The sequence below is a fragment of the Paenibacillus sp. Lou8.1 genome (assembly GCF_024213565.1).
GTDB lineage: Bacteria > Bacillota > Bacilli > Paenibacillales > Paenibacillaceae > Paenibacillus > Paenibacillus polymyxa_B.
The window spans coordinates 231997-254138 of the sequence record NZ_JANAVN010000002.1; the positions used below are offsets into that span (position 1 = coordinate 231997).

A 22142-nucleotide genomic window follows, 5' to 3' on the forward strand; every position below is an offset into this window, starting at 1 on the left:
CCGTTCCTTTTCTCTCATTTATTTGGCATACGGATCAGAGCTTCCGCCCTGCGTCAGAATCTTTGTTTGTTCTTGATGATCCTGCTCGTTCTCATATTCATTTCTTGTAGCATCAATCCCGCTTGCTGAGTTTTCTATAGTAGAACCCGCATGCTGAGCTGCAATTTCCTCACTCAGACTTCTTTCCACGGGTGTTGAAATCACATTGTTTGAGGAATTAATTGCATTTTCAAGCGAATCCCGCAGCTGCTTGGACAGCTTTTGTTCAGCCACACGTATCAAATTCGGATCCCTATTCATTAACGCTAACACCTGGGCATTAGGCGGATAGGTCGGGATTGCCTTGGGCTGAAATTGGGGATCGACATATGTTAGGGCATAGATAGATGCTTTATGCAGATAAGCATCAACAATCGCACTCGAAAGCGATAATATTTCCTGCTCATTCAAAGTGACCCAGACAATTGGACCTTCCAGTCGAGAAATCTTCTTCTTAGATAATAGAATGTAATCCTGCCCTGTTGGAAATTGAATGCGGATATCCACTTCGTCACCCGACTTGAGGCTGTTGGGCAATACTACCACCTTTAGCTCACGGTTACGTAAATCTTTAGGTGTGGGCTCATCAGCAGTAACCATGGCCGATGTAAGCACAGATCCCTTTTTTAGCTCAATCTTGGCTGTGGTACCGGAAACCTCACTTTTATCTGTCAGCAAATTTGATGGGGCCTGAGAACCGGGAACTTTAATTCCCTTCAAATCATTAGATGCAATCTGTTCGCCGGGGGAAATGTCACGGACAACCGCCCAACCTTTTTTCGCGGTTCGTTGCTCCTGTTCGTACACTTTCCATTTCTGCTCTGCCTCAACTTCAGCCTGTTTCCTGACCTCATCCATTTGATGGATATTAACCATAAGGTAGCCAGCAAAGATAATGCCAACAATTCCTGCGCCAATACAACCGGCGTATAGCTTTTGCTTACTGCTTTTTCTTAGCTTGGACACACAACTTCTCCCCTGCCTCTTTTTGATATATGCCGTTCTATTTAGCGCTGTCGTTTAAGGAATCCGAAGCGTTTTTTCCGGGTATCTGGAATGACTCCGCGAAACAGCTCGTCCAGCACCTGATCCACCTCATCATCTCGTTCGAAGGGGTCTGAGTGGAACGGTAAAGCAAATACTTTATCGTGATCCAGCTCCTTACGAAGCCTGCGAACCGCCTCCGAGGTTGCCAATGGCAAGCAGTAATTCCATTTATGCTGTGGGTGGCGCTGAAGAGATCGGGCTAGCCCTGCTATATCCTGAACTCTCCATTCGGCCCCTGAGCCAACGACAAGCGGATAATCGGCTCTCAAGAATTCTTCCAGTCGTTCATTGTCCTGCCCACTCCCCAGGTCCAGTACGATAAATCTATAGGAACCACCCAACAAAGAAATGACATCCGCACGAGATGTTTGCCGCCAGTAGTGTACTCCATCAACTTCAAAACGCCGACTTGAACTCGATTGTCCAACGGATGTGCCTTCTACGATTTCTTGAAGTCGGGCAAATGCTTTGGCTGTGCTGTGCAGCTCAACCAAAGCTACGGAGCGGGACCTTCGAGCCAGATAGTGGCTCACCGCAATTGCTGTATGAGTAGCACCGGAGCCGGCAGAGACACCCAATACAGCCACTACCCTTGTACCTGCATAATCCATTGAGGCATCATTAACGGATATTCCTTGTTGAGCAGGCTGAAAATCCGCACTGTGCCGCAGTTCTCCAATGACCTCCCCGGCAGATTGAAATCGTTCCTCAGGATGCTGACGCAGCAGTTTTCGAATCACCGGGATCAATTGGCGGGGCAATTCTCCGCGAATATACCCTTCTACTCCCGCAGTCCACTCGCTATATTTGCCTCCTGTACATAGATACAATAGCAGCGCTCCCAAACTGTATAAGTCTGAACGAGCATCCGTCTGACCTGCTCCATATTGCTCCGGGGCAGCGAAGCCCACTGTGCCCAGCTTTACCGTATCTTGATCCAGTTCAGCCTTATAGCTCCTCGCTATTCCAAAATCAATCAGTATAAATTCCATTTCCGGTGTCAGCATAATATTCGTCGGTTTCAGATCCCGGTAAATGACTGGCGGTTGACGGGTATGCAAATAATCCAACACATCCAGTACCTGCAAAGCGAATGGGACGATTTGCTCCTGTGGAATATAGCCTTCATAGCCCTTCATGTATGCTTCCAGCGTAATTCCTTCGATGTAATCCATGACCAGGTATACCGCACCAGATCGAGGATGCTCAAAAAAATCAACAATTCTCGGTAAACGTGGATGACTTAGCGAAATCAGCATCTCTGCCTCCGTACGTACAAGCTTCATCACTTGTGGCCCGGCAACCGACTCCTTCACCGCCCATTGCTTGCCTGGCAGTTTTAAATCCTCTGCCATGAACACGCGGCTCATTCCTCCCGAACCCAATGTGCGAACAATACGGTAACGCTCACCGACAATGGATCCGAATTCCAACTGTGATGGTTGCTTCATTATTCCCCTACCTCCTTTCTAAAGCAGACAACGCAAAAAAGGGAAAGCTGCCGCAAAATCAAATTTCCATGTCGCCATGAAAACCGTTTTCGCGGGATGCTTTCCCTTGATTTAAAACTGATTATTATTTTTAAGGAACAATTTGGATTTATTATATAGCACACCTGTATCTATTGTAAAGTATTATTTTCCATACTTGATCATGTACAGGGTAATTTCATCTCGGTTATGGAATAGCTGCTTAGCTCGCTGAATCTGCATGCCGGACTCCTCAAATGACGCAATTACATCATGAATGAGCGCCAAGGGCTTTTTATGCATTAGCTTGACCGTAACGATAGCAGTACCACCACTTCGCAAACTATATAGTAAATCAGTAACGAGCCTTGCCATTTGCTTAGGACTCCAGCTCATATCACAAACCAGCAGATCGAACGAATTCTCTTTAAATTTGACTTCACTTGCATTTTTACGCAAAAAAGTCAGATTGGCGTACTTCATCAGTGATGGCTCCATCTTTGCCGGATCAACCGCTGTAACTTTCAGTCCCCGCTCCAGTAAGAAGGAAGTCCATCCACCTGGTGCTGCCCCAATATCCAGTCCCTGACGGAAAGCACCAAAATCTATGCCGAACGTTGCTTCTGCTTCCAATAGCTTGAATTTGGCACGAGAAATTTGTCCATCTTCTTTTTGAAAACGAACCGCGCCTCCGCTCCAATCCGATAGGTTATCCTCAGGACGTGATACACCTGCATACCACGTATCTGTATCTGCAAAAACGGACACAATAACATCGGCGCCTTGTACTGTCTGCTCCATAGGTAAATCACTTATTTGTTCACTCAAAGCCTGCTTGAGCGCACCTGCGCTTTCAGTCCAACTGCTATTAGATCCTTTGCGCACTTGTAAAGAAACACGTTGATCCATCAGTTCCTTGCGGTTACGGATGAATGCAACCAGCCGTTCCTGCACCTGAACCAGGTCCGTTCCTTCTTCCTGAAAATGAACAGGAAACAAGTGACGTAAAAACATCGGCGGCTGAGCTGTAATTGTCCTCACTGCCTCAATTTCTTCCTCAGGTAATGTAGCCAGAAAAATTTCACCAGGTAAAAGCATTGTGCTTTTTACAGAGCCAAATAATCTTCTAAGCTCCTCTTGAGCATAGGGTGCAAAACCGTGATTGGCCGTACAAACAAATCTTGATGATGACAAAGTAGATTCACTTTGTTCATCTGTACTCATATATAGTTCCTCCAAAATAACATTACCCTCCAGTGCACACCCGAATCCAGGGACGTTCTCCATCCCAATCCAGCTCAACCGGAACTTCATATGTGTGCATAATCAATTCTTTCGTTAAAACTTCTTTTTTCGGTCCAGCTGCTGCGACCTTACCATCACGAATCAATGCAACATGCGTAAAGAGGGGGACAATCTCCTCAATGTGGTGAGTCACATAAACCACTGATAAGTCTCGCTTGCGGAGCCGATCAATCTCGACCAGCATTTTTTCCCGCTCAAATAGGTCCAACCCGGCACAAGGCTCGTCCATAATTAGCAGACGAGGTTCTGCCATCAGTGAGCGGGCCAGCATCACCTTTTTACGTTCTCCTTGAGATAACGTCCCCAGTGGGTGATGAATCAAGTCGCCTAAATTCATACCCTCCAGCAAAGATATGGCCTTTTCTTTTGCCTCTGTCGGAATTTCCTGATAAAAGCGCAAAAAAGCATACGCACCTGTAGCGACAACTTCCCAAACGGGATCTTTTAGCGCCAGCTTTTCCAACAAGGTCTGGCTGATATATCCGATTTGTTTGCGAACTTCCCGCACATCACATTGACCATACATTTGCCCAAGCACTTCAACCGTTCCATGACTTGGAAACATATATCCTGTCATCATTTCCAGCAATGTTGTTTTACCGGAACCATTGCGACCCAGAATAGCCCAATGTTCACCTTCTCGTATGTCCAGGCTTACATCGTCCAAAATCCGTCTTTCTTCCCGCTGCAACGTAATGCTCTTCATGGATATCATTCCATCACGCTCCTTATTTTGCTCAGCAAGTGTTCTACAGATTCCATTTTGTAGATGATTTCAGGATTTTTGTTTTCACCATTATATATAAGAAGCGCGGGAACGCTGGATATCCGGTACTCCTGTACCAGTTCAGGAATATAGTTAATGTTGCTCTGCACCACTGCTTCTTCAGGGAGCAAATGCTCTGCTACCTCCAGCATTTTACGGGCAGCCGCGCATGTTCCGCACATGGGAGTGTACACAAACAAAGCCAGCTTGCATCCCTCCCATATGGCACGGCGCGCCTCTTTTTGTCCGATCTCTTTCATCGTTCAGACCCTTTTCTGATCTCTCGCATACGCTGTTCGGGTATGGGCCCGTTATGTACGGTGACTCCCTCTGGCTTATTCGCATAGAGTAGCTCATACATGGCTCGCCGCCCCTCTGGACTGGACGAATGCAAGTAAATTTCACGTGGATATAACCGTTTCTCTGCGATAGCAGCAGCCACATCCTTTCCCGTAGGCTGACCTGGACCCAAATCATAATCTAGCGATAGTATCGAAATAGGGTATTCATGAAGCAGCAGCAGACACTCATCCGCATCTCTTGCCAGCTTAAAGCCCGGAGGACAAGGCCGATAATCGTCCATAAACAAATACATCAACTTCTCCTCCTTTTTCCATATATGCAAGCTCACAAGCCTCAAAGATAGTTATTATCAATCAGACCGATTTACTCCCAGCTTAGAATCATTTGAATATCCTCCTGATGTGTCCCATCAGGTCCCGTCTCACTCTCCAAAACGATAGGAATACCTCTTACAGCCTCCTGTTCTGTCATCCAACGCATGCCCTCAGTACCAATGTAGCCTTGTCCCACACGGGCATGTCTGTCTTTTTTAGAGCCATATGGGTATTTAGAATCGTTCAAATGAACTCCACACAGAGCGGACCAATAGCCGAGACGATTCCCTTTTTCGATCAAAGCCTCGTCCATTCCACCGTTCCACAATCCCGCTGCATATGCATGACAAGTGTCTAAGCAAAAGCCGATACTGTCAGGATACCGGCACAGCTGACGGATCTGCACCATTTCCTCAAGCGTGGTTCCCATGGGTCCATGATCTCCCGCCTGATTTTCGATCAATATTTTAGCTTTTCCTTGCCAGCCTTCCAATACATCATTAAAACAGTTAATGATATTACGATAGCCCTCTAGAGGGTCTAACGAATGCATATGACCAAAATGAACGACAATCCCTTTTGACCCACAGGCTTCAGCAATATCCAGATCATTGCGTAATGAAGCAATCGACAGCTCATAAAGTTCCTGACCACGCTGGGACCCATGAGCCGGATTAACGGGATATGGTGAATGAGCAATGGATTGAAGCTGGTGCTCTAAACAGTAAGCGTTGCAAGCAGCAGCATCAGTAGCACTCCATTCCTTCAGCCTAAGACTACGAGGATTTTTCGGGAAATATTGAAATGAACGTCCCCCCTGCTCTCGCGCACGCATAGCGGCTTTGGAAAAGCCACCACGCGTACTCACATGGGAGCCGATGAGCAATTTAGGCATCATGCTGCTGTACCGGGCAATAAAATGCTTTTTTCCCCGCCAGTTCAACCCTTACAATTTTTCCGCCACTTGGAGACTCTTCTCCTTCGCGGTCATATACTCGACACTGATGATCAAATCCACCTGTTAGCGTGTCCCCCTCCATTAGAGGCATTTCCATGTACCCGCCTTCCGCTGTAGCTTCACGTAGTACGGATTGAGTGGCATGATATAGCTTTTCCACTTTTTCTGGCGACTGCACAATGTTCTGTACTTTGGAACCCGGTGTAAATCCGGCGATATAAGCAATTTCGTCTGAATAACAATTGCCAATACCCGAAAAAATCTGCTGATTCACCAGCGTTGTTTTCAAAATCCCCCGGCGTCCCTTCAGCCGTGCTGTAAACTTTTCCAACGTCATGCGACGGTCTAACGGATCAGGTCCCAAGTCTGACAAAGCTTCTTCTGTTTCTTTAGCCGTTAGCAGGTGCAGATAACCTAAGCGCAGTCCGATAAAATAAAGCTTTACTCCACTAAAATCTAATTCGATTTGAACTGTACGATCTGGACGCTGCTCCTCTGTTCCCAGATATAACAGTCCTCCGAGCATCAGATGAAGTACGAGCCGCCCGCCCGTGTTTAAATGAAAAATCAAATGCTTGCCTCGACGCTCTAAATATACAACGGTCGTTCCCAGCAATTGCTTCTCAAACGTTTCCACTTCAGTATTAATGGACTTTTCACGGCTAACCGTCACTCCAGTAATCGGAATGTCCAAAATTTGTTTTGATAATAAGATTCTGTAGTTTTCCATTTCAGGAAGTTCCGGCATAACAACATCTTTCCTTTCGTAGCTACATAGCTTTTAATTCTCGCAAGTTTTGTAAGACATATACTTTCTATTATTTCAGCTCTTCTTTCATCCATTCCTGCAGTTCAGCGAGATTGTCAAACATCAGGTCAGGTTTCACTCCAACGGTACGCACATGCTCGTCCATATTAGCGCGGGTCGTCACGCCCGACAGGATCAGAGCTGTTTTACAACCTGCTGCTGCACCTGCCGCAATATCTGTAAGCATATTATCGCCCACAACCAGAGCTTCATCCGCCCTAATGTTTAAGCGGTTCAGCGCATAGTTCATCAATACGCTTGAAGGCTTGCCGATGACAATAGGCTTTACCTGTGAAGCCGCTTCAATTGCAGCTCCAATCGTACCTGCACCTGGCGTTAGCTCATCATGTGAAGGCAATTGGAGATCCGGGTTTGTCAAAATAAAAGTTGCTCCTTCCCGAATCCAGCGCATGGCAGCGGCCAGCGCATCATATGTAAATTGACGATCTATCCCCTGCACCACATAATCAGGATGGTTCTCAACAAGCTGCAAACCGGCTCCTGTGAGTGCATCGCGTAATCCTGTTTCACCAATACAAAATACACGAGCTCCAGGACTTTGCTGTGCAACATATTGTGCAGCTGCTAACGCCGAAGTATATACTTCATGGCTGGCCGCTTCAATTCCCATACCAACCAAATGCTCAGCCACCGATTCGGGTGTACGTGAAGCATTGTTTGTAACATAAGCATAAGGTATCTGGTCTGTACGCAATCGGGATATGAACAGATCCGCACCCTTGATCATCCGATTTCCATGATAAAGTGTTCCATCCAGATCAATTAGTAACGATTTTATCGCAATCCCCTCCCCTACTTCAAATCCATTCACATCATAGCATTAAAAATTATAATTCATCCCATAAACGATGTTCTCCTTCTTATTTAACCACCTTAATTATTCAGGTCATAAAATAATCGGCCGTCTCTATTCATCTCATCTATCTTAAGTCAAAAATGCTTATGAAGTCCATGAATTGCTGGTAAAACGTCCAAAATAGTGCCATTCCTCGCTAAAAGCCGTCGCTTTCCCATGACATAAGTTCACTTCTTCGTCGAAATCCATCGAAGGCGCTATTTCCTCCAAGGAAATCTCCTGTATTTCCTGGTCATGCTCAAGAAGTATAATCCTTTAAATTCGATATATAGAAACTCGAATAGGACACGCCTCCATATGTGGTAGAACAAATTCATCCCCCACCACCCTGCACGGGTTCTCATCTCTTGTCGCATCCTGCGCTTTCCCGGAAAATAATTTCGGTGAAAAACAAAGGCACCGAGGCAAGCCCCGGCACCCATGCACATATCTTCTCCAATCGTTTATTAACCGATATCGGGTACCGGTAACAACACATGCTGCTCCGCAAGCAATGAATTAGGAAATATGCTTTGCGCTTCCTCCAGCAATGGCTGAAGCTGCTCCTGATCTTTATACCTAGAACTAAAATGCGTCATGATTAACTGACCCGCACCTGCAGCTTTTGCAGCTTCCGCTGCCTGAAGCGCTGTACTATGATGATACTCGTAAGCTGTATCTGCCAGTTCATGCAGAAAAGTGGCTTCATGAACGACGACAGTTGCATCTTGAGCCAGCACTACCGTATTCGGACAAGGTCTCGTATCCCCTAAAATCGTGATGATGCGCCCTTTTTTCGGCGAACCCAGTACATCCTGAGGATGCAAAATGACTCCACCCTCTACCTCCACGCTTTCCCCACGCTTTAACTTACCGTACACCGGGCCGGGCTTAATACCATATCGCTCCAACAGCTCTTGGTTAAGCTTACCGGGCTTATCCATCTCTACAACTCGGTAGCCATAGCTGTCAATCCGATGATCCAGCAAAGCTGACTCTACCCGGAATTGTCCGTCATCAAACAGAACCCCGCCCGTATGCTCCACAATATGTAGTTGGTAATTGATACGCGATTGGCTGATCCCTAAAGATAGCTCGATATATTGCTGGATTCCAGGCGGCCCATATACCGTCAGTGGTGTCGTTCCCCCTTGATAAGCTCTGCTCGACAGCAGTCCCGGCAGACCAAAAAGATGATCCCCATGCAAATGGGTGATAAATATTTTTTCAAGTCTGCTTAGTTTGAGCGGCGAACGCAATACCTCTTGTTGAGTGCCTTCGCCGCAGTCGAACAGCCACATGCTTCTTCGTTCTTCCAGCAAACGAAGAGCGATGGACGTTACATTTCGCTGAATCGTAGGCACCCCTGCATTTGTACCGAGAAAATAAAATTCCATAACATTAACCTTCTTCCTGCTGACCAGCAAAAAACCTCCGAAGCTCGGAGGGTATTTGCTATCCCATCTGATAAAGGTGTTAAACCTTTTCGACGTTAAAATACTGCGCCTGAGGGTGGCTGAACACCATGGCTGATACAGAAGCCTCCGGTTCCATCATAAACCCTTCCGTCAGCTCAACGCCAATATCCTCAGGTTTTAACAACTGGAACAACGGCCCCTGATCCTCTAGATCTGGACATGCCGGATAGCCAAAGGATACCCGAATGCCTTGATATCTGGCACCGTGTCGCTGTTTCATTGTCATATCGGCAGGGTCCGGGAACCCCCAGCTATCCCTGATAATATGGTGAAGCCGTTCCGCTAACCCTTCTGCTACTTCGAGTGCTACCGCTTGAAGTGCATGCGAGCGCAGATAATCTCCTTTATCTTTCCACTGGGTAGATATCTGCTGAATCCCATGACCAGCTGTAACGACCATGAAACCTACATAGTCCATAACTCCGGATTCCACTGATTTCAAGAAATCAGCCAGACATAGATAAGGCTCTACCTGCTGGCGCGGGAATGTAAATGTGTGCAGTACCTTGCTCACATCCGAGGGATCATAGATCAGAATTTGATCTCCTTGGGACTGCGCTGGAAAGAAACGATACATAGCATGTGCTTGAATGATTCCGTCTGTCACAGCTTCAAACATGATGCTGTCCACGGTTTCCTTCAACTGAATCGCTTTCGGATCTTCCGAAGCCAGCAGCTGTTCAACATTGCCTTTTAAACCAAGATGATGCCCCATTAGCATCTGCATATTCACGTAAGGCAAAATATAATTCAGTGGATAGTTGCGCAGTACATGGCGATCCGTATCTGGTGGAATATAAACGGGCAAATCCTGAGCAATATTAGAGCGCACAGCTCGAGTGAGCTTAGGGAGCGGCTTGGCTTCCACGACGATTGCCGCTTCCGCCTCCCGCTCAGCCTCCATGTCCTCAGCCATTTTTTTGCGGGACTCAGGATTCATAAGCTTATTGGCAATATCCAGACCATCCATAGCATCCTTTGCATAGGCAACCAGACCATCATACTCAGGACGGATACGATTTTTAGTGAACTTACGTGTTAAAGCAGCTCCACCCACCATTATTGGAATATCAATATTCGCATTTTTTAAATCCTGTGCGGTCAGCACCATTTGTTGTGCCGATTTAACAAGCAGTCCGGATAAGCCTATCATATCGGCCTTTTCTTCACGGTAAGCTTCAATAATGCGTTCTGGTGGTACTTTTATACCCAGATTCACGATATGGTAACCATTGTTGGATAGAATAATCTCCACCAGATTCTTACCAATGTCATGCACATCACCTTTGACTGTAGCCAACAAAATCTTACCTTTTACTGAGGATTCATTCTTCTCCATGAACGGCTCTAAATAGGCTACGGACGCCTTCATCACTTCAGCGCTTTGCAGCACCTCCGCAACAATCAATTCGTTATTGTTAAACAGTCGTCCTACTTCCTCCATCCCCTTCATCAGCGGGCCATTAATAATCTCCAGCGAAGAATATTTCACGAGCGCCTGCTCCAGATCCGGAATGAGTCCCTCTTTACTTCCCTCGACTACATAGGAAGCCAGTCGTTCTTCGAGCGAAAGGTTTGATATCTTTTCTTTTTTCTCCACTTTCTTGTTACGGAAAGCTGCTACAAAAGCGGATAAAGTATCGTCATTTGTTTTATAGATCAAGTCTTCCGCAAGTTTCCGCTCATGCTCTGGAATGGATGCATAACGTTCAAGCTTCTCAGTGTTTACAATCGCATAGTCCAGACCTGCTTTGGTGCATTCATATAAATAGACGGAATTGAGCACTTCACGACCCGCTTCCGGCAAACCAAAAGATACGTTACTGATGCCCAGGATGGTATGTACCCCGGGAAGCGCTTCTTTAATAATGCGAATGCCCTCAATCGTTTCCTTAGCTGAACCGATATATTGCTCATCACCTGTTCCTACTGGAAATACGAGTGTATCAAAAATTAGATCCTCCGCTGCCAAACCGTAACGGTTCACCAACAGATCATAAGAACGTTTAGCTACCTCAAGCTTATCCTCACGTGAAATAGCCTGTCCGCGTTCATCAATGGTTCCAACAACAACAGCGGCGCCGTACTTATGAATAAGAGGAGCCATTTTCTCAAATTTCTCTTCACCATCCTCCAAATTAATGGAGTTAATAATCGCCTTACCTTGCGAATATTGAAGTGCTTTATCAATGACTTTAATATCCGTGGTATCAATCACCAAAGGTACTTTCACCTTGTTTACAACCAGTTTCAAAAACGCTTCCATATCCGTCATTTCATCGCGATCCGGGTCCTGCACACAAATATCAATGACATGCGCTCCGCTTTTTACCTGAGCGCGGGCAATTTCAGATGCCTCTTCATATTTGCCTTCCACGATCAAACGCTTGAATTTGCGGGAGCCTAGAACATTCGTTCGCTCACCAACCATATACGGACGATTGTCCTGTTCAATATATACAGGCTCAATGCCTGATACGGCAGGAGGATGATGACCTACCAGCGGACGTGGCTCAAACTGCGCCATACTTTCACTCATAACTCGGATATGCTCAGGCGTGGTACCACAACAACCCCCAGCAATATTCAGCCAGCCTTTTTCAGCGAAAGCAGCCATTTTACGGGCTAATGAATCAGGCGATTCATGGTATTGGCCATTTTCATCAGGCAAACCCGCATTTGGATAACAGCTAATAGCTGCAGAGGACATTTCAGACAGAGAGCGAATATGATCACGCATAAACTCTGGACCTGTAGCGCAATTCAATCCAATCGAAATTGGATGTAAGTGTTCAAGTGATATGCAAAAGGATTCGATATTTTGTCCGGCCAACGTCGTTCCCATAGGCTCAATCGTGCCTGAAATCATTAGCGGAAGCTCGATACCTGTCTGCTCAAAAGCCTGCCGAATTCCGATGCTTCCAGCCTTGACGTTAAGCGTATCCTGTGAGGTCTCCAAAAGGAGTACATCCACGCCGCCTTCAATAAGCGCCAAAGCCTGCTCTTGATAGCTGTCAATCAGCTCAGCAAATGTAACACCACCTGTGACAGACAAGGTTTTCGTGGTTGGACCCATAGCTCCTACTACAAAACGAGGCTTGTCCGCAGTGCTGTATTTATCCACCGCGTTACGCGCCAGTTTGGCTGCCACCAGATTAATTTCACGGGCACGTTCTGGTATATCGTAATCCGCCAAAACGACGGATGTTGCTCCAAATGTATTCGTTTCAATTAGGTCTGCTCCAGCCTTCAAGTAAGCTTCATGAATCCCTTGAATGACATCTGGTCTCGTTAAGACCAGCATTTCATTACAGCCCTCCAGCTCTTCCCCACCAAAATCATCGGGGGAAAGGTCTTCCTGTTGAATCATGGTGCCCATGGCCCCATCAAGAAGGAGTATTCTTCGTTGTAATGCATCCTGCAAGCTAACTTTATCCAAATTTCTTCACCCCCGCAAAACGTTAAATCCTAGTTTAGCAGAAACCGTATCATTTAGATAGATTGAAGTAAAAACATACGTTTTATACAGGTTGTTCTTTGTAAAAACGATTTCTCTAATCCATTTTTATAGTTTGTAGCATTACAGAACGTACTTAACCCTGACCCTTTAGCTATAGTCATTTGCATTATAAAATGTTGAAATCCTGTATTGTACAACGTTTCAAGACATGGTATTCTTTATACAACATTAATCCAAGTGGAAAAGAGGGAATAAGCATATGGCCGAAATCTTAATACGTAATACGAACGAGCGAATTAGCGGTGAAGCACAAGTACGTGAATTTCTGGAGAGTCACGAGATATTGTATGAACATTGGGATACTTCCAAATTGTCCGGGGAGCTGCATGAGAACTTTACCTTAACAGATGATCAAAAGGCCGCTGTTCTCCAAACATTTGAACCCGAAATCAAGGATTTAGCCGCACGTCGCGGATATAAAATATGGGACGTTATCACTTTATCTGAAGCAACGCCGAAATTAGACGAGCTGCTGGCCAAGTTTGAGCAAATTCACACACACACCGAGGATGAAATCCGTGCCATTGTCGCTGGTAAAGGCATCTTCATCATTAAAGGCCCTGAAGAGATTGGCTATTTTAACGTAGAGCTTTCACCGGGGGACGTTATCTCCGTACCTGAAAATATACCTCACTTCTTCACTTTAATGGAGAATCAAAAGATCGTCGCAATCCGATTGTTCATCGAAGAAAATGGCTGGATTGCCGAACCGTATGAAGACCCAACCTTCATTAAAGCATAATTACGAATTTATCCTTGTGTGAATAAAAAAACTCCCTCTGCTCTGTAATAATCGAGCGAAGGGATTTTTTTTAATACTCGTTTCTAAAGACTATGGATTTCTTACTTTAACGTTTGAATAATTCCGTCCAATTCAGACAGATGCTTGATTTCGAACTTCGGCTTGATCTCTGTGGTATTGGTTTTAGCGTTCCGGTTCACCCACACTGAGTGTACACCTGCTGCCAACGCTCCTTGAATATCAGTCGTCAGCTTATCTCCTACCATTAAAGCATGTTCAGGCTCAATACCAAGAAGCCCCAAAGCATGCTGGAATATAGATGGATCAGGCTTGCCTCGACCAAAAGAACCTGAAATGACAACATGATCAAAAAAAGGAGCTAATTGAGGAACTCCATCCAGTTTCTCCTGTTGTAGATCAGGGGAGCCGTTTGTCAGCAATAACAGTTTGTAATGTCCCTTCAATTGTTCTAGAATCTCAAACGTTTCTTCATATACATGTGGACGTGCGCGTCTTTCCGAAGCAAATTGGGTAGCCAGCTTTTCCGCCAACTTCTCATTATCTATCCCTAGTTGCTGGAGTCCTCTGCGCCATGATTCCTTTCGATAAACAGGGGCCAACTGTTCCAATTGGCGGAATTCAGGTTGCTCACCTGCTGTAAAATTCGCCCACAATCCTTCAAACGGGTTAATGCCGATCATTTGAGTAAAACTAAAGGTTTCATAGGATTCATACAAAGCGCGTGCTTCCTTACGTACCGCTTCCTCCAGAGTTTTCGGATCAACGCCTGCTTCACGGGAGCCTGTTTGGCACGCTGCATCAAATGCCTCTTCTACACTACGTTCATCCCATAAAAGGGTATCATCAAGATCAAACATTACCGCCTGAATCGTCATCTGAATTATCCACTCTCTTTCCACAGTATATGTACACCTATTTGCTCGGTTAAGTATTTGAATCGTTATGTGTGCCCATATTAAGCAAGCGGCCGCAGCATGTTATATGAAATAACATCATACGGCCTTTGTTAAAGAGCTACAGGCTAAATCAGTTATTTTTTGTCCACCTGTATCTGATTGGATAGCGCAAACTTCTCAAGTCGCTCTGCAATGGCATCCGTGTCATAGCGACCTAATGATTTTGTGAAAATGAAATTACCGCCCTTACCTTTTCTTTCAACGGTTACGTAACCCTTTTCAATCTTGATGGCTTTCATGTCCCCAGCCGTCATTGGACGTTCTCTACCACCTTTCAGCATGTAGAGAGTATCCTTTCCCACTTTCAGATAAGGACGACGGATGAAAAAGATAACAGCCAGCATCAAGTACAGGCCGAATACAAGCCAATCCATCCCTCGCATGCCAGTCTTAGTCAAAAAGTAACTCATAAGCATGTACAATACAGAAAGACCAGCCAGCATAATTGGCACAGTAATGTTACGGCCACGGAAAATATCCATTGCAGAACCTGCGCCGTTAATGGTTTGAATGCCTTGCTTTTTGCGCGATTTATTTAAATGCGCTGTGTTTTTGCGTACTTTTCTTTCAAATGATCGGGCCATCTCTCAATTCCTTCCCAGATATATTACAATAAAACAATTGCCTCAAAGCTGATCTATATAGATACCCAGAACGGTACCTAAAACAAAAGGCAAATTGCAGGCTTGGGCGCTTTAACAACATTAATGCTTCAGCCCGTCATTTCCCTTCGATGTATCATCGTCCACAAATTCAATTGTTTCAAGCTGCTGCCGAAAATTACGGCGAATGTTACCTAAATAAATTTCCCGAAGATTGGCGCGCTCTGTGGCTTCCTCTTCCGTCAAACCCTCGGATTTTGCTTTGCGCGCTAATTCATTGATGCGCTGTACCAAGCTGTCTATATCCAAATTATGTCCCCTCCATAAAAGCAAAGATATAATACACTTTGACATGTAGAAAAGAGCTTGTCAAGGCTCCCGCATTACGCTCCCTGACAAGCTCTAATAGTCTATAGGTCAGAAGTTAGGAAGCTTGAGTACCTGACCTGCCTGTACTCCCCGATCCTCTAAACCGTTAATCCGCACAATTCCTTCTATATATACCCGTGTATCCATTCGTTCCGGTTTATGATTTGCGGCAATCTCCCACAACGTATCTCCAGGTTGTACGGTCAGTTTAGTCACTTCTTCCTGGGAAGCTGAAGGTGCCGCGAAAACCGTAAGTACACCTGCCCCTGCAATCCAAGCAACAATCACTAAAATAAGAAGCTTAAGTAAAAGAGTATTAGTAATAATTTGCATAAAATGCGCTCTACCCTCTTTTCGGGTCTCCTGCAAATTTTCTGAATTCATCGGAAAAATACTTTGATAAGTGCTATATTTCATCATTGGCTGCGACCTCCAAACGTTTGTTCTTATGTTTTCACAATATAACACGAACATTTGTTTTGTTCAATAGAAAAGAGAACAAAAGTTCGCGATTATTTTTAGGGATTATTTAGAACTTATGTTTGTACGAACGGAGGTTCTATGCTATAATTTTCCCAAACGTTACTAAATGGGGTTGATACGGTATGTCTAAGATTTCGAGCCGCCAGCAGGCCATTCTTGAATTTATCCGCAATGAAGTGCGTCTAAAGGGATACCCCCCTTCTGTACGCGAAATAGGCGAGGCTGTCGGATTGGCCTCCAGTTCTACGGTTCACGGTCATTTGGATCGTTTAGAGAAAAAAGGACTCATTCGACGCGATCCTACAAAACCACGGGCTATTGAGTTACTCGGTCAAGACGAATCGGATAACAGCAACTTGATTAATTACTCCATTAGTCGTGTCCCCGTCGTCGGCAAAGTAACTGCTGGCCTTCCTATTACGGCGACAGAAAATATTGAAGATTACTTTCCTCTTCCCCAACACTTTGTTGGTGAGGATAAAATATTCATGTTATCTGTTGTAGGCGAAAGCATGATTGAGGCTGGGATTGCTAACGGAGACTATGTAATCGTACGTCAGCAGCAGACCGCTGATAATGGCGATATTGTTGTAGCTATGACAGATGAAGACGAGGCTACAGTTAAAACCTTCTACAAAGAAAAAGATCATATCCGGCTTCAACCTGAAAATCCAGCCTTTGAACCGCTTCGCCTGACACACGTCAGCATTTTGGGCAAGGTTGTAGGACTCTTCCGGGACTTCCACTGATTTCTCGTTCTTTCTTCCCCGTTATTCTAACCACTAATACAAAACCGGCTGCCTAGGGTAAGCCGGTTTTGTATTGTTATTGTGTTTACTATGTATCTCACAACTATTTTTTAATTTCAGCAACCTATTCCTATTGTTTCTACTATAAAATCAGCCTCCTCATCTCAAATAATCACCCACTGATCTTGAGATCACACATAACAACCTACGATCGTATTCAGTACATACAAATACTTATCCATTTCAGGTACTTAGAAAAGCAACTCGAAGCTGTAATTTCCGAAAGAAACAATTACCCAGAAGACAGCCAAGAATATAAACTGCTCTCTGAACAACTGAATCATATTCTTGCTCAAGAGGCGTACTACGAGAAAAAACTTAACACTCTTAATAGTAAATAATTTTTATACTAAACTGCATATTATTTATCTACACTATTAGACTCATGCCGACCTGCCTGTAACATTCTCCTGCAACATGGCGAAGACAGGTTCGCATGAGTTTTTTGTTAACCATTAGTAATATAGGTACCAGCTTCTTTTTGCTTTTAATAGATTTATGCTGATACATTACTATCACAATTGACATAGTATATAGCAGACCTAAGCAAAGGAGATATGCAGATGATCAGAAATAGAGTTAAAACGTATAAGCATCGCATCGGGAAAAACAGATATCTGGTCGTTAAAGTCTTTCAAGCCGCAGCTGCTAAAACAGGAAGCGGAAATGCACTAGCAACCAATGCCTTGAATATCAAGATTTCCAAGCGTAAGCATAAACACCACTAAGATTCATCCGTACCTTCATTTCCTTGAAGGGAGGTGATCATATGAGCAGAAGACATTGCAGACGTGATTTGAGAAGAAGAAGATCAAACATCCGTTCGAATCAAAGAGCCGTTGCGCGTGCAAGAGGTAACGCACTGGCTGTTAATCTGTTTAGCGTGAATGATAGACAACGCAGACGTTAATAATCGTTTTCAAGCAAAAGCAGGAAGGATTCTTCCTGCTTTTTTTTGTGTTAAACGCTACACCTAACTACTGCTATGAATCGTTGAAGCAAGCGGACGAGATCGTAGAATATCACACATAGTTGAACAGTCGCTACAATTTTGCTCTTTTTATAAATCTAACAGACAGGAAAAGGTGGTTCTCTTTTAGAATAGTGTGCATAGAGAAATTAAACCAGGAGGAGACAAGCCATGATAATTAAAATGTCACTTTCGAATATGGGAGATTTTAAGAAGTCAAATGAGAATAACGGCTTTATTGTGTCAGGAAGGATTATACCTAAATACGAGAACGATAATTGGACATATATAGAAGAAAGTTTCCCCGAACCATATTTTAAACAGTATGAGGATGATGACGTTGACATCAGTTATATTGATGAACAAGGAAAATCTATTTTTTTATATTATGATGAGAACGACTGTGTTGGGCAAATTAAACTTTGTACTAATTGGAATCGCTTTGCTCTAATTGAGGATATTGCCGTCGCTAAAGACTGGAGACACAAGGGAATCGGAGCAGCCTTATTGAGTAAAGCAACCGAGTGGGCTAAGCAGAATAACCTTGTTGGTCTTATGCTTGAAACACAGGATGTGAATGTTTTAGCTTGTCGATTCTATGCTAAAAATAACTTTGTTATCGGCGGAGTTGATACTATGCTATATTCTAATTTTTCCACAGCCCATGAAAAAGCGATTTTTTGGTATTATAAGTTTAAGCATTCAAATTAGCCTATCCTTCTGTAACAAGGCTGAATTTGAAATAATACCATCTTGTACGCACACTTTGCGTTGCCATCTCTAGTAAAATCAAACTGATCAGCAAACAAAGCTCTGCCAACCAATTAAGGTTAGCAGAGCTTTTGATTTATTTAGAGTATCCACTTACTTCAAACGTGAGGATGCGATCACTTTCAGCATGTAATCCTTTTCTGCTCTTATCAGGAATCTGAAACTGAACGTCTATATACAATAACAGTTAAAATCCCGCTAATTATAATGACCACTGTAAAAATCAATAACATATTGCTATATAAATAAGCAGATGGAAAATTAATGATTGGTATAAATTTTTGATGAATAAAACGTATTGATAATAAGCCTCCTACAACTGAAATCCCTGTTCCTTCTGATAAAAAGCTTATAAAATTAAGCAAGCTCATTCCTGCGCCAGCTTCTTCTTGTCTTAAACTACTTGAAACAATAGTGGATATTACTGTTTTAATAAAAGAAAGACCACCGAAAACAAAGACTATAATAATAGACATCAGCCAAGGTGTCATTTCAATAAAGAAAGCAGCTATCAAAAAGCTGACGGCAAGAAATGCAACGCCGACTGCTAGCACATGTAAGGAACCTTTCTTATCAACAAGTGCTCCTCCAAGGAAACCAAAGAAAATAACACTCATCGTTCCAGGAAAAATAATTCCACTGCCAATCATTGCGGTACTTAAGTGATGAACGTCTTTCATCATATAAGGGACCATAGAAACAAATCCAGCTACGGTACCAAACATAAGTCCGCCACAAAGGATTCCTATCATAAATGCAGTATTTTTCCCCAATGAAGGATCAACAAAAGGATTGGTTACTTGTCTGATATGTTTTAAAAAGATCAAGAAGAAAAGAATACTTATCACCAGAAAAGAAATTCTGTAAGACGTTGTATACAACATAAACATTACAATGCCTAGAGATATAAGCACGATTCCTGCAATGTCAAGTGAACCCTTTGATACGACTTCCTTTTTCAATAATTTTATTAGGAAGGGAACAGTGACAAACGTTAGAACAGGAAGAAGCAGTAAATGTGACCAATGAATATAATGAGCAATCATCCCACCAATAGCCGGTCCTATCCCTTCACCCATTGCTACGATAGACCCGATGAGGCCATATGCCTTGCCCCTATTTTCTTTTGGGATATAGCGAGCAACTACGACCATCACAAGTGAAGGAAATGCAGCTGCACCAATCCCTTGTATAAATCGCCCCAAGATAAGTGTTGGAAAAAAAGTATGTCCCATAAATCCAATTAATGATCCTATGCAATTCACTATGATTCCAAACAGAAGCAACCTTTTAATACCTAACTGATCAGATAGCTTTCCGTATACAGCTGTTCCTATAGAAAAACTTAGCATAAAGGCAGTATTTACCCAATTTGTAACGGCTGGTGTTTTATTGAATTCATCAGCAATATCAGGTAAAGAGATATTAAGAACCATTTCATTTAACACACTAAAAAACGAAAGAACACAAAGCCACATTAAAATTTGGTTATGGCGTAAAACAGACTGTGAATAAGGGGTTTTCACTTTTGACCCTCCAGAAATGAGGGTTAACGTAGTTTATAGGGTCAAAAATATAACATTCGGATACGTTCAGTTTTCCGCAGTATAATAGGAAGGAAAAAATTTTATTCCGATATCTTAGGGTCTGTTATGGTTCAAATATGGTCAAAATATGGTCAAAAGCCACATGTTCTTTCTTGTCTTGGTCCTGGGGAATTCCAGGGCCTTTTTGCTCTAACTTCAGTTCTTAATCTTCATCAAATTCAAAATGATGATATTTGATTTTATTTACTACATACTCGACAGTTCTTAAAATGTATTGACCTTCTGCATAACATAAAAGTTCCCAGCCATCAATTGATAACTCATCTAAAACATATAGAAGATCCAATTCTCCGTATTCCTGTATAACATCCTCAGACTTAAATCTCCAACACTCTTCAGGATGTTTGATTTTTTCCAGTATACCATGGCGTTTGAGTTTGACTTTCTCAATTTCAATCTTTTTCATTCCTGCTTCCACATGTATCCCTCCAGATCAATACTTTGTTTGAACAAAATATTCTTAGTACGGCACAAAAAGCGGCTGTATAATCTATTCTTTACTATAACTATCTCTTTGTTCTTGTTTACGTTTTTCAATCCAATCTAAAAAGTCGCTTTTCATGACTCTTCTGCTGTTACCCACTGAAAAATTAGGAATACCACCGTAGTCCTCATTTATTTTTAATAACTCATATACAGTACGTCTGGAGATGCTCATATATTTAGCAATATCATTAGATGTAAGTACGTCTGAAAGCGTTTTTAATGTCTTCCTTTCTTTACCTACAGTCGATATATCGTATTCGCTATCGCTTAATATCCTTTCGTTGTAACGTACTTCAACTTCTCCATCTATGTATTGATTAATGTCCTTCAGTAATTTTTCAAGAAAGTCCTGTTTACTCCTCATTCTGTCCCTCCTTTTTAGAAGATATATTCTCAATAAATGTACCATTACGCATTGCCCTCAAAATCGCCTTTGCGCAAAGTTCATGGATATAATCCTGTGTCTCCTGAGAAAATTGATTAATATGCATTCTACATACCGCCTTTTTTATTTTGTGATTATAGAAAAATATCCCAAGGTCTGATAGACTGGGTCGTGAATATAGTCATCTATCTGGAGGTTATTTATGGTTTTATTATCAATAATGTGTTTCCTCCTCTTTCTTTTTTTAATTGTCTTATCTATAGTGCATGTATTTAAAAAAACGGGGAAAGCAAAATGGATGTTTCTATCATCTATCGGATCGTTTGTTATATGTATTGCACTTGTTGTAGGCAATGCCTTGGCATTAGTGTCATCCCCGCCAGATGCAACTCAACAAAACGGCCAACTTGAGCCTGAAAAAAAAGAAATTGTCGAAAACCCATTAACGATTAACTTAAGTGAGTTCAACCGTCTGGAAATGGGTATGTCATACGATCAGGCGACTGACATTATTGGCGGTTATGGAGAGGTGCTCTCTGAAGGGGAAGCGGAAGGTACACCATTACATACAATTATTTATCAGTACGAAGGAGAAGGTTCCCTTGGAGCAAATGCAAACTTGATGTTTCAAGGTGACAAGCTCACAAACAAAGCGCAATATGGTCTGAAATGATTAAACGCCCTGGAGAAATTCAGGGCGTTTGTTTTAGCCTGCCGATATAATATCCTCCAGCTTAATCCAACTAAAATCATCTTCCTCATGAGACAGCTTCACTTCGCGTCTAGCGGTGTTGATTACTTTTATCACACCAGTCATAACCTCGTCATCAAACGGGCTAAATACGGTCACTGTCACGATCGTACGTGTATTGTAAGACTCTATTAAAGCCTGCTCAATCAACTGTACCTCTTGATCGTCCAGCTCGGGTTTACCGCGCCGCTGACGGTCTTTCATTAAACGTAAGTATCCTTCTTTATGCTCTGGCAAGATAATCCGCGAACTCTCCCATAAACCATTTCCCTCAAGTTTCTTTCCCATGTATGTAGCCTCCTGATGTAATATGTTCAAATTATATCC

At 43.3% G+C, this 22142-nt stretch carries 26 protein-coding genes; 6 read left to right on the forward strand and 20 right to left on the reverse strand.

All coding sequences use genetic code 11. The features are described 5' to 3' along the window. Positions 1-18 precede the first annotated feature (18 nt). The 12 genes from NLX78_RS03870 to metH all read right to left on the reverse strand — a co-directional run bounded on the left by NLX78_RS03870 (position 19) and on the right by metH (position 12782). Positions 19-1005: an SAF domain-containing protein gene (locus tag NLX78_RS03870; protein WP_254349651.1), complete on the reverse strand. Its 987-nt coding sequence runs from the start codon at positions 1003-1005 to the stop codon at positions 19-21. Positions 1006-1046: 41 nt separating this feature from the next. Further along, positions 1047-2540 (reverse strand): protein kinase domain-containing protein, encoded by a 1494-nt coding sequence (locus NLX78_RS03875; protein WP_254349756.1) that lies wholly within the window; start codon positions 2538-2540, stop codon positions 1047-1049. A gap of 180 nt (positions 2541-2720) precedes the next feature. Then, positions 2721-3779 (reverse strand): 23S rRNA (cytidine(2498)-2'-O)-methyltransferase RlmM, encoded by a 1059-nt coding sequence (locus tag NLX78_RS03880; RefSeq protein WP_254349652.1) that lies wholly within the window; start codon positions 3777-3779, stop codon positions 2721-2723. Positions 3780-3801: 22 nt separating this feature from the next. Next, positions 3802-4575: an ABC transporter ATP-binding protein gene (locus NLX78_RS03885; protein WP_250261194.1), complete on the reverse strand. Its 774-nt coding sequence runs from the start codon at positions 4573-4575 to the stop codon at positions 3802-3804. Continuing rightward, positions 4572-4886: a thioredoxin family protein gene (locus NLX78_RS03890; protein WP_061831513.1), complete on the reverse strand. Its 315-nt coding sequence runs from the start codon at positions 4884-4886 to the stop codon at positions 4572-4574. The genes NLX78_RS03885 and NLX78_RS03890 overlap by 4 nt, the downstream gene beginning before the upstream one ends. Beyond that, entirely contained in the window at positions 4883-5221 is a 339-nt protein-coding gene (locus NLX78_RS03895) for a cyclic-phosphate processing receiver domain-containing protein (protein ID WP_254349653.1), read from the reverse strand. Before NLX78_RS03895 ends, NLX78_RS03890 begins: the two co-directional genes overlap by 4 nt. 71 nt (positions 5222-5292) lie before the next feature. Continuing rightward, positions 5293-6141: a deoxyribonuclease IV gene (locus tag NLX78_RS03900; protein WP_254349654.1), complete on the reverse strand. Its 849-nt coding sequence runs from the start codon at positions 6139-6141 to the stop codon at positions 5293-5295. Beyond that, positions 6131-6949: an Fpg/Nei family DNA glycosylase gene (locus NLX78_RS03905; RefSeq protein ID WP_061831515.1), complete on the reverse strand. Its 819-nt coding sequence runs from the start codon at positions 6947-6949 to the stop codon at positions 6131-6133. Before NLX78_RS03905 ends, NLX78_RS03900 begins: the two co-directional genes overlap by 11 nt. Before the next feature lie 70 nt (positions 6950-7019). After that, the gene (locus NLX78_RS03910; protein ID WP_254349655.1) at positions 7020-7841 is read right to left on the reverse strand and encodes a TIGR01457 family HAD-type hydrolase; all 822 of its coding nucleotides are present in this window, start codon (positions 7839-7841) and stop codon (positions 7020-7022) included. Between the two features lie 129 nt (positions 7842-7970). Then, a complete protein-coding gene (locus NLX78_RS26435) occupies positions 7971-8096 on the reverse strand; it encodes a hypothetical protein (protein WP_302057260.1) in 126 nt (41 codons plus the stop codon). A 236-nt stretch (positions 8097-8332) separates the two neighbouring features. Next, positions 8333-9262: a ribonuclease Z gene (gene rnz / locus NLX78_RS03915; protein ID WP_103049124.1), complete on the reverse strand. Its 930-nt coding sequence runs from the start codon at positions 9260-9262 to the stop codon at positions 8333-8335. 79 nt (positions 9263-9341) lie between these two features. Beyond that, entirely contained in the window at positions 9342-12782 is a 3441-nt protein-coding gene (gene metH / locus NLX78_RS03920; protein ID WP_103049123.1) for a methionine synthase, read from the reverse strand. Between the two features lie 280 nt (positions 12783-13062). Between metH and NLX78_RS03925 the strand changes: the two genes are divergently transcribed. Further along, positions 13063-13605: a 1,2-dihydroxy-3-keto-5-methylthiopentene dioxygenase gene (locus NLX78_RS03925; RefSeq protein WP_254349656.1), complete on the forward strand. Its 543-nt coding sequence runs from the start codon at positions 13063-13065 to the stop codon at positions 13603-13605. Positions 13606-13706: 101 nt separating this feature from the next. Here the strand turns inward: NLX78_RS03925 and NLX78_RS03930 are convergent, their stop codons facing one another. The 4 genes from NLX78_RS03930 to NLX78_RS03945 form a co-directional block, all read right to left on the reverse strand. Then, the gene (locus tag NLX78_RS03930; RefSeq protein ID WP_196765476.1) at positions 13707-14501 is read right to left on the reverse strand and encodes an HAD family hydrolase; all 795 of its coding nucleotides are present in this window, start codon (positions 14499-14501) and stop codon (positions 13707-13709) included. Positions 14502-14656: 155 nt separating this feature from the next. Further along, positions 14657-15166 (reverse strand): hypothetical protein, encoded by a 510-nt coding sequence (locus NLX78_RS03935; RefSeq protein ID WP_061831521.1) that lies wholly within the window; start codon positions 15164-15166, stop codon positions 14657-14659. A 120-nt stretch (positions 15167-15286) separates the two neighbouring features. Beyond that, entirely contained in the window at positions 15287-15493 is a 207-nt protein-coding gene (locus NLX78_RS03940) for a DUF896 domain-containing protein (protein WP_013310543.1), read from the reverse strand. Positions 15494-15601: 108 nt separating this feature from the next. Further along, complete coding sequence (locus NLX78_RS03945) at positions 15602-15970, reverse strand: LysM peptidoglycan-binding domain-containing protein (RefSeq protein ID WP_254349757.1); 369 nt, start codon at positions 15968-15970, stop codon at positions 15602-15604. 188 nt (positions 15971-16158) lie between these two features. Here NLX78_RS03945 and lexA point away from each other — a divergent pair, with 188 nt between their 5' ends. From lexA to NLX78_RS03965, 4 genes are all read left to right on the forward strand, one after another. Next, on the forward strand, positions 16159-16785 hold the full coding sequence (gene lexA, locus NLX78_RS03950; RefSeq protein WP_013310545.1) for a transcriptional repressor LexA: 627 nt from the start codon (positions 16159-16161) through the stop codon (positions 16783-16785). A gap of 623 nt (positions 16786-17408) precedes the next feature. After that, positions 17409-17573: a hypothetical protein gene (locus NLX78_RS03955; RefSeq protein ID WP_016821950.1), complete on the forward strand. Its 165-nt coding sequence runs from the start codon at positions 17409-17411 to the stop codon at positions 17571-17573. Positions 17574-17614: 41 nt separating this feature from the next. Then, positions 17615-17755 carry a hypothetical protein gene (locus tag NLX78_RS03960; protein ID WP_165177052.1) on the forward strand — a complete coding sequence of 47 codons (141 nt, stop codon included), beginning with the start codon at positions 17615-17617 and terminating at the stop codon, positions 17753-17755. A 231-nt stretch (positions 17756-17986) separates the two neighbouring features. After that, entirely contained in the window at positions 17987-18526 is a 540-nt protein-coding gene (locus NLX78_RS03965; protein ID WP_254349657.1) for a GNAT family N-acetyltransferase, read from the forward strand. Positions 18527-18735: 209 nt separating this feature from the next. On the opposite strand, the gene tet is transcribed toward NLX78_RS03965, so the two are convergent. The 3 genes from tet to NLX78_RS03980 form a co-directional block, all read right to left on the reverse strand. Beyond that, positions 18736-20112: a Tet(L)/Tet(K)/Tet(45) family tetracycline efflux MFS transporter gene (gene tet, locus NLX78_RS03970; protein WP_254349658.1), complete on the reverse strand. Its 1377-nt coding sequence runs from the start codon at positions 20110-20112 to the stop codon at positions 18736-18738. 223 nt (positions 20113-20335) lie between these two features. Beyond that, positions 20336-20611, reverse strand: coding sequence for a hypothetical protein (locus tag NLX78_RS03975; protein ID WP_250268584.1), 276 nt, complete (start codon positions 20609-20611; stop codon positions 20336-20338). Positions 20612-20683: 72 nt separating this feature from the next. Next, the gene (locus NLX78_RS03980) at positions 20684-21043 is read right to left on the reverse strand and encodes a helix-turn-helix domain-containing protein (protein ID WP_250268585.1); all 360 of its coding nucleotides are present in this window, start codon (positions 21041-21043) and stop codon (positions 20684-20686) included. 223 nt (positions 21044-21266) lie between these two features. Here NLX78_RS03980 and NLX78_RS03985 point away from each other — a divergent pair, with 223 nt between their 5' ends. Continuing rightward, positions 21267-21737 carry a hypothetical protein gene (locus tag NLX78_RS03985; protein ID WP_250268586.1) on the forward strand — a complete coding sequence of 157 codons (471 nt, stop codon included), beginning with the start codon at positions 21267-21269 and terminating at the stop codon, positions 21735-21737. 33 nt (positions 21738-21770) lie between these two features. Here NLX78_RS03985 and NLX78_RS03990 read toward each other — a convergent pair whose 3' ends face one another. After that, complete coding sequence (locus tag NLX78_RS03990) at positions 21771-22103, reverse strand: YolD-like family protein (protein WP_254349659.1); 333 nt, start codon at positions 22101-22103, stop codon at positions 21771-21773. Between the last annotated feature and the right edge of the window lie 39 nt (positions 22104-22142).